The sequence below is a fragment of the Streptococcus parapneumoniae genome, assembly GCF_037076355.1.
Classification (GTDB): domain Bacteria; phylum Bacillota; class Bacilli; order Lactobacillales; family Streptococcaceae; genus Streptococcus; species Streptococcus parapneumoniae.
In genome coordinates, this window is the sequence record NZ_AP026968.1 from 752005 (window position 1) to 767790 (window position 15786).

Annotated in this window: 19 protein-coding genes; 17 read left to right on the plus strand and 2 right to left on the minus strand. The window is 40.2% G+C overall.

Annotated features, from left to right (window positions below; genetic code table 11):
• Positions 1–6 precede the first annotated feature (6 nt).
• The 12 genes from greA to SP4011_RS03995 all read left to right on the plus strand — a co-directional run bounded on the left by greA (position 7) and on the right by SP4011_RS03995 (position 9230).
• Positions 7–489, plus strand: a complete 483-nt coding sequence (gene greA, locus SP4011_RS03940) for a transcription elongation factor GreA (protein ID WP_000818760.1) — start codon at positions 7–9, stop codon at positions 487–489.
• 75 nt (positions 490–564) lie between these two features.
• Positions 565–1929, plus strand: a complete 1365-nt coding sequence (locus SP4011_RS03945) for an amino acid permease (protein ID WP_173282867.1) — start codon at positions 565–567, stop codon at positions 1927–1929.
• A 100-nt stretch (positions 1930–2029) separates the two neighbouring features.
• Complete coding sequence (locus tag SP4011_RS03950; RefSeq protein ID WP_173274610.1) at positions 2030–2440, plus strand: GNAT family N-acetyltransferase; 411 nt, start codon at positions 2030–2032, stop codon at positions 2438–2440.
• Between the two features lie 44 nt (positions 2441–2484).
• Entirely contained in the window at positions 2485–2643 is a 159-nt protein-coding gene (locus SP4011_RS03955) for a hypothetical protein (RefSeq protein ID WP_173274609.1), read from the plus strand.
• A gap of 255 nt (positions 2644–2898) precedes the next feature.
• Positions 2899–3099, plus strand: coding sequence for a F0F1 ATP synthase subunit C (locus SP4011_RS03960; RefSeq protein ID WP_001054562.1), 201 nt, complete (start codon positions 2899–2901; stop codon positions 3097–3099).
• 34 nt (positions 3100–3133) lie between these two features.
• Positions 3134–3850 (plus strand): F0F1 ATP synthase subunit A, encoded by a 717-nt coding sequence (atpB, locus tag SP4011_RS03965; RefSeq protein WP_000392851.1) that lies wholly within the window; start codon positions 3134–3136, stop codon positions 3848–3850.
• Positions 3851–3863: 13 nt separating this feature from the next.
• Positions 3864–4358: a F0F1 ATP synthase subunit B gene (gene atpF / locus SP4011_RS03970; RefSeq protein ID WP_338619991.1), complete on the plus strand. Its 495-nt coding sequence runs from the start codon at positions 3864–3866 to the stop codon at positions 4356–4358.
• Positions 4358–4894, plus strand: a complete 537-nt coding sequence (locus SP4011_RS03975; RefSeq protein ID WP_173274608.1) for a F0F1 ATP synthase subunit delta — start codon at positions 4358–4360, stop codon at positions 4892–4894. The genes atpF and SP4011_RS03975 overlap by 1 nt, the downstream gene beginning before the upstream one ends.
• 14 nt (positions 4895–4908) lie before the next feature.
• Positions 4909–6414, plus strand: coding sequence for a F0F1 ATP synthase subunit alpha (atpA, locus tag SP4011_RS03980; RefSeq protein WP_023942963.1), 1506 nt, complete (start codon positions 4909–4911; stop codon positions 6412–6414).
• Positions 6415–6429: 15 nt separating this feature from the next.
• Complete coding sequence (locus SP4011_RS03985) at positions 6430–7308, plus strand: F0F1 ATP synthase subunit gamma (RefSeq protein WP_338619992.1); 879 nt, start codon at positions 6430–6432, stop codon at positions 7306–7308.
• An 85-nt stretch (positions 7309–7393) separates the two neighbouring features.
• Complete coding sequence (gene atpD, locus SP4011_RS03990) at positions 7394–8800, plus strand: F0F1 ATP synthase subunit beta (protein ID WP_000094360.1); 1407 nt, start codon at positions 7394–7396, stop codon at positions 8798–8800.
• Positions 8801–8810: 10 nt separating this feature from the next.
• Positions 8811–9230 carry a F0F1 ATP synthase subunit epsilon gene (locus SP4011_RS03995; protein WP_119947746.1) on the plus strand — a complete coding sequence of 140 codons (420 nt, stop codon included), beginning with the start codon at positions 8811–8813 and terminating at the stop codon, positions 9228–9230.
• 47 nt (positions 9231–9277) lie between these two features.
• Here SP4011_RS03995 and SP4011_RS04000 read toward each other — a convergent pair whose 3' ends face one another.
• The gene (locus SP4011_RS04000) at positions 9278–10291 is read right to left on the minus strand and encodes a lactonase family protein (RefSeq protein WP_338619996.1); all 1014 of its coding nucleotides are present in this window, start codon (positions 10289–10291) and stop codon (positions 9278–9280) included.
• Positions 10292–10434: 143 nt separating this feature from the next.
• Here SP4011_RS04000 and SP4011_RS04005 point away from each other — a divergent pair, with 143 nt between their 5' ends.
• The 5 genes from SP4011_RS04005 (at position 10435) to SP4011_RS04025 (ending at position 15095) form a co-directional block, all read left to right on the plus strand.
• Positions 10435–11601 (plus strand): AI-2E family transporter, encoded by a 1167-nt coding sequence (locus SP4011_RS04005; RefSeq protein WP_338619997.1) that lies wholly within the window; start codon positions 10435–10437, stop codon positions 11599–11601.
• The gene (locus tag SP4011_RS04010) at positions 11591–12820 is read left to right on the plus strand and encodes a tetratricopeptide repeat protein (protein WP_338619998.1); all 1230 of its coding nucleotides are present in this window, start codon (positions 11591–11593) and stop codon (positions 12818–12820) included. Before SP4011_RS04005 ends, SP4011_RS04010 begins: the two co-directional genes overlap by 11 nt.
• 145 nt (positions 12821–12965) lie before the next feature.
• Positions 12966–13607: an amino acid ABC transporter permease gene (locus SP4011_RS04015; protein ID WP_338619999.1), complete on the plus strand. Its 642-nt coding sequence runs from the start codon at positions 12966–12968 to the stop codon at positions 13605–13607.
• A gap of 9 nt (positions 13608–13616) precedes the next feature.
• On the plus strand, positions 13617–14246 hold the full coding sequence (locus SP4011_RS04020; protein ID WP_061423887.1) for an amino acid ABC transporter ATP-binding protein: 630 nt from the start codon (positions 13617–13619) through the stop codon (positions 14244–14246).
• A 12-nt stretch (positions 14247–14258) separates the two neighbouring features.
• The gene (locus SP4011_RS04025) at positions 14259–15095 is read left to right on the plus strand and encodes an amino acid ABC transporter substrate-binding protein (protein ID WP_061438856.1); all 837 of its coding nucleotides are present in this window, start codon (positions 14259–14261) and stop codon (positions 15093–15095) included.
• Positions 15096–15362: 267 nt separating this feature from the next.
• On the opposite strand, the gene SP4011_RS04030 is transcribed toward SP4011_RS04025, so the two are convergent.
• A complete protein-coding gene (locus SP4011_RS04030) occupies positions 15363–15710 on the minus strand; it encodes a thioredoxin (protein ID WP_138702464.1) in 348 nt (115 codons plus the stop codon).
• Positions 15711–15786 lie beyond the last annotated feature (76 nt).

Consider the following 15786-nt stretch of genomic DNA (forward strand, 5'->3'; position numbering starts at 1 on the left):
AGAAAAATGGCAGAAAAAACATATCCTATGACCCTTGAGGAAAAGGAAAAACTTGAAAAAGAATTAGAAGAATTGAAATTAGTTCGTCGACCAGAAGTGGTAGAACGCATTAAGATTGCCCGTTCATACGGTGACCTTTCAGAAAACAGTGAGTACGAAGCAGCGAAGGATGAACAAGCCTTTGTTGAAGGACAAATCTCTAGCTTGGAAACAAAAATCCGCTATGCTGAAATCGTCAATAGCGACGCAGTTGCCCAGGACGAAGTAGCGATTGGTAAAACAGTCACCATCCAAGAAATTGGTGAGGACGAAGAAGAAGTTTATATTATCGTAGGTTCAGCTGGTGCGGATGCCTTTGCAGGTAAAGTTTCAAATGAAAGCCCAATTGGACAAGCCTTGATTGGCAAGAAAACAGGTGACACAGCAACGATTGAAACACCTGTTGGTAGCTATGATGTAAAAATCTTGAAGGTTGAAAAAACAGCCTAAAAACAGAAAAAAGGAGTGGGGAGGCTATGCGCTTCACTCACTCCTTTTTCCATTTTAAATTGAATTGGAGACGATATGAGTTCAAAGAAGAAAAAAAATAAGATGGAGCGTGGTCTAACCAATCGTCACGTGCAGGTTATGGCCATTGCGGGAACAATCGGAACAGGACTCTTTCTGGGAGCAGGTCGCTCTATCAGCCTAACAGGTCCTTCCATTGTACTGATTTATATGATTACTGGGGCCTTCATGTTCCTCATGATGCGTGCGGTTGGGGAAATGCTCTACCAAGATCCTGAGCAACATACCTTTATCAACTTTATCACGCGTCATTTGGGTAAGGGCTGGGGCTATTTCTCGGTTTGGTCTTATTGGCTATCTGTTGTCTTTATCGGTATGGCGGAAATCACTGCTATCGCACATTATGTGCAATTTTGGTTTCCAACTTGGCCGAGTTGGATGATTGAGATTGGATTTTTGACTATTCTAGCCTTGGTCAATCTGATTGCGGTGAAGCTCTTTGGAGAAGTTGAGTTTTGGTTTGCGATGGTCAAGATTGTGGCTATTTTAGCCATGATTGCAACAGGGGTCTTTATGGTCTTGACAGGCTTTAAGACACCTCATGGAGTAGCAAGTTTGGCTAATATTGCCGACAATTTCTCCCTCTTCCCAAATGGTGGAGTGAACTTTGTCATGGCCTTCCAGATGGTTTTCTTTGCCTACCTCATGATTGAGTTTATTGGGGTAACGACTTCAGAAACAAAAAATCCACGCCAGGTCTTGCCAAAAGCCGTTAAGGAAATTCCTTTGCGTATCGCCTTTTTCTACGGTGGTGCCCTCTTAGCCATCATGGCTATCATTCCGTGGCGTGAACTTGCATCGGCTGATTCTCCCTTTGTTACAGTATTTGAGTTAGCAGGTATCAAGTGGGCGGCAGCCTTGATTAACTTCGTCGTTTTGACGTCAGCAGCATCTGCTCTTAACTCAACCCTTTATTCAACAGGACGTCATTTGTATCAGATTGCCCATGATTCACCAAATCCATTCTTAAAGGCTATTAAGGCAGATACTCTTTCCCGTCACAACGTACCACAAAATGCCATCATCGCCTCAGCAATTTTGATTGCCCTAGCAGCCTTTATCAACGTATTGCCAGGTGTTTCTGATGCCTTTGCCTTGATTACGGCATCGTCGTCTGGTGTCTATATTGCCATTTATATCTTAATCATGGTGGCTCACCTTAAATACCGCAAGTCACCAGACTTTATGGCGGATGGCTATCTCATGCCCCATTATCGTTTCCTAAATCCTTTAACCATGCTCTTCTTTGCCTTTGTCTTTGTAACCCTCTTTTTACAAGAGTCTACATTTGTAGGAGCAATCGGCTCAGCTATCTGGATTATCGGTTTCGGTATTTATAGCCAGTGGAAATTTAGAAAATAGATTAAAGACTCACCAACTCAGGTTGGTGGGTTTTTGCTAGTTTGACAGTCTATTGAAATAAGACTATAATCAAGTTGTAATAGTGTTTGAGGAGGTTTAGATGTACTTTAGATTGGAAAACAAGGAGTCTCAGAAAGCACAAGAAATTGGGAATTTGATTCGTGTTTATAACCGTTCAAAACGAGAAGATGCCGAAAGTGAGCCACTTAATCTTTATGTCGAAGATGAAAAGGGCAATCTCCTGGCAGGTTTGATAGCAGAGACTTTTGGAAATTGGCTAGAAATCGAGTATTTATTTGTAAAAGAGGAATTGAGAGGACAAGGAATCGGTTCAAAACTATTGCAGCAAGCAGAAACTGAAGCTAAGAATCGAGACTGTCGTTTTGCTTTTGTCAATACTTACCAGTTTCAAGCTCCAGATTTTTATAAAAGGCATGGCTACAAGGAAGTCTTTACCTTACAAGACTATCCCTACATTGGGCAAAGATATTATTACCAAAAGGATTTGTAAGGAGAATATGAAATCATAAAGTAAAGAGGGGGCTTGACATAAGTATGAAGGAGATTCTTGATAAATACCAGTTAAATCCTACAAATTGTGTCTTTCTGGGCAATATTGGGTACAATGCAATGACAGCTGAGAAATTGGTAATCAAGTCCTATCAGGTTAAGAAAAGAAGCGATGCCGTCGATATTTTGAAATCCTATATTTAAACTTAACACTCTCTATTTTTTTAAATTGACCTTAATCCGAGATTCCCCTCTCGGATTTTGTGTTGCTTTCATTAAATTTACAGGTAAGACTTGCTAGCTTCAGTAAATATACACAAGCTTTTCAGAATAGAGTGAAATACGAAAGAAAATGGAAGTAATTTTCATTAAACGCTTCCAATGTGCAAAAAAAGTTGACAAATTTAAATTTTAGGACTACACTAAGTAAGTAAATTTTATTTTAAAGGAGAATTCGTTATGAATTTAACATTTTTAGGCTTATGTATTGCCTGTATGGGCGTATCTGTCGGTGAAGGTTTATTGATGAATGGACTGTTTAAATCAGTAGCACGCCAACCAGATATGCTTTCTGAGTTTCGTAGTTTGATGTTTTTAGGTGTTGCCTTTATTGAAGGAACTTTCTTTGTAACTCTTGTCTTCTCATTTATTATCAAATAAATACATGGAACGAGAAGAAAAGGGAGGATTTTAGATGGAAGAAAGTATTAATCCAATCATCTCTATTGGTCCTGTTATCTTCAATCTGACTATGTTAGCCATGACCTTGTTGATTGTGGGAGTTATTTTTGTCTTTATTTATTGGGCAAGCCGCAATATGACCTTGAAACCCAAAGGAAAGCAAAATGTACTTGAGTATGTCTATGACTTTGTTATTGGATTTACAGAACCTAACATTGGTTCGCGCTACATGAAAGATTACTCACTCTTTTTCCTTTGTTTATTTCTTTTCATGGTGATTGCCAATAACCTTGGCTTAATGACAAAGCTTCAAACGATCGATGGGACTAACTGGTGGAGTTCGCCAACCGCTAATTTACAGTATGACTTAACCTTATCTTTTCTTGTCATTTTGTTGACACATATAGAAAGCGTTCGTCGTCGTGGATTTAAAAAAAGTATAAAATCTTTTATGAGTCCTGTTTTTGTCATACCGATGAATATCTTGGAAGAATTTACAAACTTCTTATCTTTGGCTTTGCGGATTTTTGGGAATATCTTTGCAGGAGAGGTCATGACGAGTTTGTTACTTCTTCTTTCCCACCAAGCTATTTATTGGTATCCAGTAGCCTTTGGAGCTAATTTGGCTTGGACTGCATTTTCTGTCTTTATTTCCTGCATCCAAGCTTATGTCTTTACTCTTTTGACATCTGTGTATTTAGGGAATAAGATTAATATTGAAGAGGAATAGAAAGGAGTAACTGATGCACGTAACAGTAGGTGAATTGATTGGTAATTTTATTTTAATCACTGGCTCTTTTATTCTTTTGCTAGTCTTGATTAAAAAATTTGCATGGTCTAATATTACAGGCATTTTCGAAGAAAGAGCTGAAAAAATTGCTACTGATATTGACAGTGCTGAAGAAGCCCGTCAAAAAGCAGAAGTATTGGCTCAAAAACGCGAAGATGAATTGGCTGGTAGCCGTAAAGAAGCCAAGGCAATCATTGAGAATGCGAAAGCAACAGCTGAGAAAAGTAAGGCTAGTATTTTAGTAGATGCTAAACTAGAAGCAGGACGCTTAAAAGAAAAAGCAAACCAAGAAATTGCTCAAAACAAAGCTGAAGCTTTACAAAACGTTAAGGGTGAGGTAGCAGATTTGACCATCAGCCTAGCTGGTAAAATCATCTCACAAAACCTTGACGGTTATGCCCATAAAGAACTCATTGATCAGTATATCGATCAGCTAGGAGAAGCTTAATGGACAAGAAAACAGTAAAGGTAATTGAAAAATACAGCATGCCTTTTGTCCAATTGGTACTTGAAAAAGGAGAAGAAGCCCGTATCTTTTCAGACTTGACTCAAATCAAGCAAGTTGCTGAAGAAACAGGTTTACCTTCTTTTTTAAAAAAAGTGACAGTAGATGAGTCTGACAAGAAAAAAACGATTGCTTTTTTCCAAGACTCTGTGTCACCTTTATTACAAAACTTTATCCAGGTTCTGGCCTACAATCACAGAGTAAATCTTTTTTATGATGTGCTTGTAGATTGCTTGAACCGACTTGAAAAAGAAACAAATCGATTTGAAGTGACGATTACTTCAGCTCATCCTTTAACAGATGAACAAAAGAGTCGCTTGCTCCCTTTGATTGAGAAAAAAATGTCTCTGAAAGTAAGGAGTGTAAAAGAAGAAATCGATGAAAGTCTCATTGGTGGTTTTGTCATTTTTGCCAATCACAAGACAATTGATGTGAGTATTAAACAACAACTTAAAGTTGTTAAAGAAAATTTGAAATAGAAAGTGGTGTTCTTTTGGCAATTAACGCACAAGAAATCAGCGCTTTAATTAAGCAACAAATTGAAAATTTCAAACCCAATTTTGATGTGACTGAAACAGGTGTTGTAACCTATATCGGGGATGGTATCGCGCGTGCTCATGGCCTTGAAAATGCCATGAGTGGAGAGTTGTTGATTTTTGAAAACGGCTCTTATGGTATGGCTCAAAACTTGGAGTCAACAGACGTTGGTATTATCATCCTAGGTGACTTTACAGATATCCGTGAAGGCGATACAATCCGCCGTACAGGTAAAATCATGGAAGTCCCAGTAGGTGAAAGTCTGATTGGTCGTGTTGTGGATCCGCTTGGTCGTCCGGTTGACGGTCTTGGAGAAATCCACACTGATAAAACTCGTCCAGTAGAAGCGCCAGCTCCTGGTGTTATGCAACGTAAGTCTGTATCAGAACCATTGCAAACTGGTTTGAAAGCTATTGACGCCCTTGTACCGATTGGTCGTGGTCAACGTGAGTTGATTATCGGTGACCGTCAGACAGGGAAAACAACCATTGCGATTGATACAATCTTGAACCAAAAAGGTCAAGATATGATCTGTATCTACGTAGCGATTGGACAAAAAGAATCAACAGTTCGTACGCAAGTAGAAACACTACGTCAGTACGGTGCCTTGGATTACACAATCGTTGTGACAGCCTCTGCTTCACAACCATCTCCATTGCTTTTCCTAGCTCCTTATGCTGGGGTTGCCATGGCGGAAGAATTTATGTATCAAGGTAAGCATGTTTTGATCGTTTATGATGATCTTTCAAAACAAGCGGTAGCTTATCGTGAACTGTCACTCTTGCTTCGTCGTCCTCCAGGTCGTGAAGCCTTCCCAGGGGATGTTTTCTACCTTCACAGCCGTTTGCTTGAGCGCTCAGCTAAAGTTTCTGATGAACTTGGTGGTGGATCAATTACAGCCCTACCGTTTATCGAGACACAAGCAGGAGATATCTCTGCCTATATCGCAACCAACGTGATTTCTATCACTGACGGACAAATCTTCCTTGGTGATGGTCTCTTCAATGCAGGTATTCGTCCAGCCATCGATGCGGGTTCATCTGTATCACGTGTAGGTGGTTCTGCACAAATCAAAGCTATGAAGAAGGTTGCTGGTACACTTCGTATCGACCTTGCTTCATACCGTGAGTTGGAAGCCTTCACTAAGTTTGGTTCTGACTTGGATGCGGCAACACAGGCTAAGTTGAACCGTGGACGTCGCACAGTTGAGGTCTTGAAACAACCTGTTCACAAACCATTGCCTGTTGAGAAACAAGTAACCATTCTCTATGCTTTGACACATGGTTTCTTGGACACTGTTCCAGTAGATGATATTGTTCGTTTCGAGGAAGAGTTCCATGCCTTCTTTGATGCTCAACATCCAGAGATTTTGGAAACCATTCGTGATACAAAAGACTTGCCAGAAGAAGCAGTCTTGGATGCTGCGATTACAGAGTTTCTCAATCAATCTAGCTTCCAATAAGAATAGAGGTGTCAGATGGCAGTATCTCTAAATGATATTAAAACAAAAATCGCCTCAACAAAAAATACGAGTCAAATCACTAATGCCATGCAAATGGTTTCGGCTGCTAAGCTAGGTCGCTCTGAAGAAGCTGCTCGTAACTTCCAAGTTTACGCTCAGAAAGTTCGCAAGCTCTTGACAGATATCCTTCATGGTAATGGAGCTGGTGCTTCAACCAATCCCATGTTGATTAGCCGTCCTGTGAAGAAGACAGGCTATATCGTTATTACTTCAGACCGCGGTTTGGTTGGAGGTTATAATTCTTCTATTCTGAAAGCCGTTATGGAGTTGAAAGAAGAATACCATCCAGATGGTACAGGTTTTGAAATGATCTGTATTGGTGGAATGGGAGCAGATTTCTTTAAGGCTCGTGGTATTCAACCACTTTATGAATTACGTGGCTTGGCGGATCAGCCTAGCTTTGATCAAGTTCGTAAGATTATTTCAAAAACTGTTGAAATGTACCAAAATGAACTTTTTGATGAACTCTATGTCTGCTACAACCACCATGTCAATACGCTAACTAGTCAAATGCGTGTGGAACAAATGCTTCCGATTGTTGACTTGGATCCAAATGAAGCGGATGAAGAGTATAGCTTGACTTTTGAATTGGAAACCAGCCGAGAAGAAATTCTGGAGCAGTTGTTGCCTCAGTTTGCAGAAAGTATGATTTACGGTGCTATTATCGATGCTAAGACAGCTGAAAATGCTGCAGGTATGACCGCCATGCAAACAGCGACAGATAATGCTAAGAAAGTCATCAATGATTTGACAATTCAGTATAACCGTGCCAGACAGGCGGCGATTACACAAGAAATTACAGAAATTGTAGCAGGAGCTAGTGCCTTAGAATAGGCTCTAGTCCAGCTCGTATGAAAATGAACTTAGGACCTAGTTGAACTAGGAACCGACAGTATCTTATATAGAATAGGAGAAGGAGATGAGTTCAGGTAAAATTGCTCAGGTTATCGGTCCCGTTGTAGACGTCTTGTTTGCAGCAGGGGAAAAACTTCCTGAGATTAACAATGCACTTGTCGTCTACAAAAATGACGAAAGAAAAACAAAAATCGTCCTTGAAGTAGCCTTAGAGTTGGGAGATGGTATGGTCCGTACTATCGCCATGGAATCAACAGATGGGTTGACTCGTGGAATGGAAGTATTGGACACAGGTCGTCCAATCTCTGTACCAGTAGGTAAAGAAACTTTGGGACGTGTCTTCAATGTTTTGGGAGATACCATTGACTTGGAAGCTCCTTTTACAGAAGACGCAGAGCGTCAGCCAATTCATAAAAAAGCTCCAACTTTTGATGAGTTGTCTACCTCTTCTGAAATCCTTGAAACAGGGATCAAGGTTATCGACCTTCTTGCCCCTTACCTTAAAGGTGGTAAAGTTGGACTCTTCGGTGGTGCCGGAGTTGGTAAAACCGTCTTAATCCAAGAATTGATTCACAATATCGCCCAAGAACATGGTGGTATTTCAGTATTTACCGGTGTTGGGGAACGTACTCGTGAGGGGAATGACCTTTACTGGGAGATGAAAGAATCAGGCGTTATCGAGAAAACAGCCATGGTATTTGGTCAGATGAATGAGCCACCAGGAGCACGTATGCGTGTTGCCCTTACTGGTTTGACAATCGCTGAATACTTCCGTGATGTGGAAGGCCAAGATGTACTTCTCTTTATCGATAATATCTTCCGTTTCACTCAGGCTGGTTCAGAAGTATCTGCCCTTTTGGGTCGTATGCCATCAGCCGTTGGTTACCAACCAACCCTTGCTACGGAAATGGGTCAATTGCAAGAGCGTATTACATCAACTAAGAAGGGATCTGTAACTTCTATCCAAGCTATCTATGTGCCAGCGGATGACTATACTGACCCTGCGCCAGCAACAGCCTTTGCTCACTTAGATTCAACAACCAACTTGGAACGTAAGTTGGTACAATTGGGTATCTACCCAGCTGTTGACCCACTTGCTTCAAGCTCACGTGCCTTGGCACCTGAAATTGTTGGAGAAGAGCACTATGCAGTTGCTGCTGAAGTAAAACGCGTTCTTCAACGTTACCATGAATTGCAAGATATCATTGCTATCCTTGGTATGGATGAGCTTTCTGATGAAGAAAAGACCTTGGTTGCTCGCGCCCGTCGTATCCAGTTCTTCTTGTCACAAAACTTCAACGTTGCGGAACAATTTACTGGTCAGCCAGGTTCTTATGTTCCAGTTGCTGAAACTGTACGTGGCTTTAAGGAAATCCTTGATGGTAAATACGATCACTTGCCAGAAGATGCCTTCCGTGGTGTAGGTTCTATCGAAGATGTGATTGCAAAAGCTGAAAAAATGGGATTTTAAGAGGTGATCTATGGCTCAGTTAACTGTCCAGATCGTGACACCAGATGGCCTCGTCTATGATCACCATGCCAGCTATGTATCGGTTCGAACTCTGGATGGTGAGATGGGGATCTTGCCACGACATGAAAATATGATTGCGGTTTTAGCAGTTGATGAAGTAAAGGTAAAACGTATTGATGACGAAGATCACGTGAACTGGATTGCAGTAAACGGCGGTGTTATTGAAATTGCCAATGATATGATCACAATCGTCGCTGACTCTGCAGAACGTGCTCGTGATATCGATGTCAGTCGTGCAGAACGTGCCAAGCTTCGTGCAGAACGTGCAATTGAAGAAGCACAAGACAAACACTTGATTGACCAAGAACGTCGTGCGAAGATTGCACTGCAACGTGCCATTAACCGTATTAATGTCGGAAATAGACTATAAGAAAAAAATGAACTTGAAAATACCAAGTTCATTTTTTATATGTTTTATTAAGGAGCAAAACGGATGCAGACTGCTTCGGGAATATGGAAGTCATTGGAGAGTTCTGCTAGACGACCATTGTCACAATTACGTTTAAAGACAGTTGCATTGTCAGAGTCTTGGTGGACAGCAATGAGAAATTTTTGGTCAGGTGTCAAATCAAAATCACGTGGGGTTTTACCATGTGTTGGAACGATTTCTAGCAATTCTAAGCTACCATCCGCAAGGATGGTATATACTGCGATAGAATCATGGCCACGGTTAGAAGCGTAGAGGTATTTACCGTCTTTAGAGAGACGAATAGCAGCGGTTCCATTAAAGCCTTCGTAAGCTTCTGGTAAAGTTGAAATCACTTGCATACGTTCAAATTCGCCAACGCCATCGTAGATTAAAACCTCGATAGTACTATTGAGTTCACAAATGAGATAAGCGATTTTATAGTGGTTATGGAAAACGATATGGCGTGAGCCTGCTCCTGGCCGGCTGTGATAGGTATAGAGTTTAGATAATTTCCCTTCTTGATCAAGGTCATAAGTGATGACTTGGTCAGTACCCAAATCACAGGTCACTAGATAGTGGTCAGGTGTTAAATCTGTATAGTGAACATGAGGAGATGCTTGATTCTCATGTGGACCTTGGCCACTGTGTTGATCTACATCACTAAATAAAAGACTACCATCTTCCTGACGTTTATAAACAAGCACCTGTCCTTTGTGGTAGTTGGCTGCATAGACCAAATTACGCTTTTCATCGACAGCAACATAACAGTGGGGGGCTCCTTCCTCAACGACATGATTTAATAAAGTCCCGTCAGTTTGATAGGCTGCAATTCCCCCCTTATCGTCTTGGCTACCAACAGTGTATAGGTGTTGGTGCTGGTCAAAAGCAAGGTAGGTTGGACTTGGCTCAGCTGCAAAAAGTTCTAGATTTGAAAGCTGACCAGTTTCTGTATCAAAGTCAGCCTTGTAAATCCCTTGGGAAGTCCGACGTGTATAAGTTCCAAAATAAACAGTTTCTTTCATAACGTTACCTCTACATAAAGATAAGACTATTATATCACAAAAACAAGCCAATTAAAGACATCCAATTAGATGTAAGCACTTTAAAAAAGAGTTATTTTGATTTAAAAATGGTATAATGAGAGAACGACAGAAAGGAATTATATATGGAACAAAAAGAGAAACATTTTAGCCTATCTTGGTTTTTTAAGTGGTTTTTAGATAACAAGGCCATTACGGTATTTTTAGTAACCTTATTATTGGGACTGAATCTTTTTATTTTAAGTAATATTAGTTTTCTATTTTCACCTGTTTTAGACTTTTTAGCAGTTGTGATGTTGCCAGTCATTCTGTCTGGTTTGTTATATTATTTGTTGAATCCTATTGTTGATTGGATGGAGAAGCATAAGGTTAATCGTGTTATAGCTATCACTATTGTCTTTGTTATCATCGCTCTCTTTATCATTTGGGGCTTGGCAGTAGCTATTCCAAATCTGCAACGTCAGGTCTTAACATTTGCAAGAAATGTCCCAATCTACCTAGAAGATGCTGACAGAGTTATTAATGATTTGGTAACCAAGCATTTACCAGATGATTTCAGGCCTCAGTTAGAACAAGTTTTGACAAACTTCTCTAGCCAGGCTACAGTTTGGGCAAGTAAGGTTTCATCTCGAGCAGTCAACTGGGTGAGTGCCTTTATTAGTGGGGCTTCTCAAGTGATTGTTGCCTTGATTATCGTTCCGTTCATGCTCTTTTATCTCTTGCGTGATGGGAAAGGCTTGCGTAACTATTTGACCCAATTCATGCCAAGAAAATTGAAAGAACCTGTTGGACAAGTTTTGTCAGACGTGAATCAGCAGTTGTCCAACTATGTTAGAGGGCAAGTAACAGTGGCTATTATTGTAGCAGTAATGTTTATTATCTTCTTTAAGATTATCGGTCTACGTTATGCGGTTACGCTTGGTGTTACTGCTGGTATTTTAAATCTGGTTCCTTATCTTGGTAGTTTCCTAGCCATGCTTCCTGCCCTAGTCTTGGGCTTGATTGCTGGGCCAGTCATGCTTTTGAAAGTAGTGATTGTCTTTATCGTAGAACAAACTATTGAAGGCCGTTTTGTCTCTCCATTGATTTTGGGAAGTCAATTAAACATCCATCCTATTAATGTTCTCTTTGTCTTGTTAACTTCGGGCTCTATGTTTGGTATTTGGGGAGTCTTGCTTGGTATTCCAGTTTATGCCTCTGCTAAAGTTGTCATTTCAGCCATTTTTGAATGGTATAAGGTAGTCAGTGGTCTATATGAATTAGAGGGCGAGGAAGTCAAGAGTGAACAATAGTCAACAGATGTTACAGGCTTTGGAAGAGCAAGATTTAGCCAAGGCTGAGCATTATTTCGCTAAAGCTTTAGAAAATGATTCAAGTGACCTTCTGTATGAGTTGGCAACTTATCTTGAAGGAATTGGTTTCTATCCTCAGGCCAAGGAAATTTACCTGAAAATCGTAGAGGATTTTCCAGAGGTTCATCTTAATCTAGCGGCTATTGCTAGCGAAGATGGTCAAATCGAAGAAGCCTTCGCTTATCTTGAGGAAATCAAAGCTGACAGTGACTGGTATGTTTCGGCTTTGCTTCTTAAGGCAGACCTCTACCAGCTGGAGGGTTTGACAGATGTAGCGCGTGAGAAATTGCTGGAGGCTTTGACCTACTCAGAGGATCCTCTCTTGATATTGGGCTTGGCAGAATTGGATAGTGAGTTGGAAAATTACCAAGAGGCCATTCAAGGCTATGCCCAGTTAGATAATCGTACTATTTATGAGCAAACAGGCATTTCGACCTATCAACGAATTGGCTTTGCCTATGCCCAGTTAGGGAAATTTGAAACGGCCACAGAGTTTTTAGAAAAAGCCCTGGAGTTAGAATACGATGACCTAACAGCTTTTGAGTTGGCCAGTCTTTACTTTGATCAAGAAGAATACCAAAAGGCCGTCCTCTACTTTAAGCAGATCGATACCATTTCTCCTGACTTTGAAGGTTATGAGTATGGATATAGCCAGGCCTTACATAAGGAACATCAAGTTCAAGAAGCACTACGTATCGCTAAGCAAGGCTTAGAGAAAAATCCCTTTGAAACTCGCCTCTTGCTAGCTGCTTCGCAATTCTCTTATGAATTGCATGATGCTAGTGGTGCAGAAAATTACCTCCTTACTGCTAAAGCAGATGCTGAGGATACGGAAGAAATCTTACTCCGTTTAGCCACTATTTATCTGGAGCAGGAGCGTTATGAGGATATTATAGACTTGCAGAGCGATGAGCCAGAAAATCTCTTGACCAAATGGATGATTGCTCGTTCCTATCAAGAAATGGAAGATTTAGATACCGCCTACGAGCATTACCAAGGGTTGGCAGGAGATTTGAAGGACAATCCAGAATTTCTGGAACACTATATCTATCTCTTGCGTGAATTGGGACATTTTGAAGAAGCAAAAGTCCATGCTCACGCTTACTTAAAACTGATTCCAGATGATGTGCAAATGCAAGAACTGTTTGAGAGATTGTAAGAATATTTAAACATATAGAACTGTAGTTTATCTCTTTTGATAGCTACGGTTTTTATTTGTATATGATAGAATTTTTTTGCAAAAATGGTTGGTTATTTTGTTTATTCATGCTATAATAGGAACAATTACTTTTAGGAGGTGCAGTATGTCTTATTTATTTGAGATATTACCGAGTTTACTGAATGGTGCGAGCACGACTGTACAGGTCTTTGCACTGGTCTTGATTTTTTCTATTCCCTTGGGCGTTTTGATTGCCTTTGCCTTGCAAGTCCATTGGAAGCCCCTCCATTATCTGATTAACATTTACATCTGGGTTATGCGAGGAACCCCCTTACTCTTGCAACTGATTTTTATTTATTATGTGCTCCCAAGTATTGGGATTCGTTTAGACCGCCTTCCTGCAGCTATTATTGCCTTTGTTCTCAACTATGCAGCTTACTTTGCAGAAATTTTCCGTGGGGGAATTGACACTATTCCAAGAGGACAGTATGAGGCTGCCAAGGTCTTGAAGTTTAGCCCTTTTGACACAGTGCGCTATATTATCTTGCCCCAAGTGACCAAGATCGTGCTTCCTAGTGTCTTTAATGAAGTTATGAGTTTGGTCAAGGATACTTCTTTGGTCTATGCTCTCGGAATTTCAGACCTTATCTTGGCTAGTCGAACAGCTGCCAACCGTGATGCTAGTCTAGTTCCTATGTTCTTGGCAGGAGCCATTTACTTGATTTTGATTGGGATTGTGACAATTATTTCCAAAAAAGTTGAGAAGAAGTATAGTTATTATAGATAGGAGGCTGCCATGTTAGAATTACGAAATATCAATAAGAAATTTGGAGACAAACAAATCCTGTCTAATTTCAGTCTAAGTATTCCTGAAAAGCAAATCCTGGCTATCGTTGGACCTTCTGGTGGAGGTAAGACAACTCTTTTACGTATGCTTGCAGGTCTTGAAACTATTGATTCAGGGCAAATCTTTTATAATGGACAACCTTTAGAGCTGGATGAATTACAGAAGCGCAATCTACTGGGATTTGTATTCCAAGATTTTCAACTGTTCCCTCATTTATCAGTTCTGGACAATTTGACTTTATCGCCTGTGAAGACCATGGGGATGAAGCAGGAGGAGGCTGAGAAGAAGGCGCGTGGTCTCTTGGAACAATTAGGACTAGCAGGGCATGCAGATGCCTATCCATTTTCATTATCTGGTGGGCAAAAGCAGCGGGTGGCCTTGGCGCGTGCTATGATGATCGACCCAGAAATCATTGGCTACGATGAACCAACTTCTGCCCTAGATCCAGAATTGCGCTTGGAAGTGGAGAAGCTAATCTTGCAAAATAGGGAACTTGGGATGACACAGATTGTGGTAACCCACGATTTGCAGTTCGCGGAAAATATTGCAGATGTATTATTGAAAGTAGAACCTAAATAGGAGGAAAAATTGATGAAAAAATGGATGCTTGTATTAGTCAGTCTGATGACTGCTTTGTTCTTGGTAGCTTGTGGGAAAAATGCTAGCGAAACTAGTGGAGATAATTGGTCTAAGTACGAGTCTAACAAGTCTATTACTATTGGATTTGATAGTACTTTTGTTCCAATGGGATTTGCTCAGAAAGATGGTTCTTATGCAGGATTTGATATTGATTTAGCTACAGCTGTTTTTGAAAAATACGGAATTACGGTAAATTGGCAACCGATTGATTGGGATTTGAAAGAAGCTGAATTGACAAAAGGAACGATTGATCTGATTTGGAATGGTTATTCCGCTACAGATGAACGCCGTGAAAAGGTGGCATTCAGTAACTCATATATGAAGAATGAGCAGGTATTGGTGACCAAGAAATCATCTGGTATCACGACTGCAAAGGATATGGCTGGAAAGACATTAGGAGCTCAAGCTGGCTCATCTGGTTATGCGGACTTTGAAGCAAACCCAGCGATTTTGAAGGATATTGTCGCTAATAAGGAAGCGAATCAATACCAAACCTTTAATGAAGCCTTGATTGATTTGAAAAATGATCGAATTGATGGTCTATTGATTGATCGTGTCTATGCAAACTATTATTTAGAAGCAGAAGGCGTTTTAAACGATTATAATGTCTTTACAGTTGGACTAGAAACAGAAGCTTTTGCGGTTGGAGCCCGTAAGGAAGATACAACCTTGGTTAAGAAGATAAATGAAGCTTTTTCTAGTCTTTACAAGGACGGTAAATTCCAAGAAATCAGCCAAAAATGGTTTGGAGAAGATGTAGCAACCAAAGAAGTAAAAGAAGGACAGTAAGATAAAATAGTGGCTGAGACTGCGTTTTGATTAGCAAAACGTAGTTTTTTTATAATCTAGGAAAACGATAATAGCGATTGAATCTGCATAATTGAATATGGAATAGCCCACTGTGATTTCTAAACCATTGTTAAAAATTGATTTGACTTCCAAAATTAAAATGTTCTGTAATGAAATGCTGATGTAACTGTTTTAGGAACAATAAAACGCATAATATCAAGGTTTTTGAACCTTATATTATGCGTTTTGTGATTGTTAGCTGATTTTTTACAATCCTGCGAAATCTTTGATTTCTTGTGCTGACATTGAAGAGTCGCAACGGACGTTGATTTGTCCATCTGCAACGTGAACAAAGCCTGGTACAGTTGGGATTCCATAGCGTGAGCGGAATGCTTGTAACTCATTGAGTTGGCTTGGTTCTTCACTGTTGATGAAGTAGATGTGAGCTTTGGTTTCAGCTACGACACCTGCCAAAGTACCTGCAAATTTACGGCAGTAAGGGCAAGTTTTACGACCGATAAAGAAGGTTGCAGTTTCTTTTTTATCAAGAGCTTCTTGCGCACGCGCAACTGTAGTGACTTCAAGGTCTTTGATGTTATCTAAAAATTGTTCCATGAGATTACCTCGCTTTCATTGATATGTCTAGTATGCCATAAAGTTTCTAAAATTGCTTAGATTTGATACGAAAAAA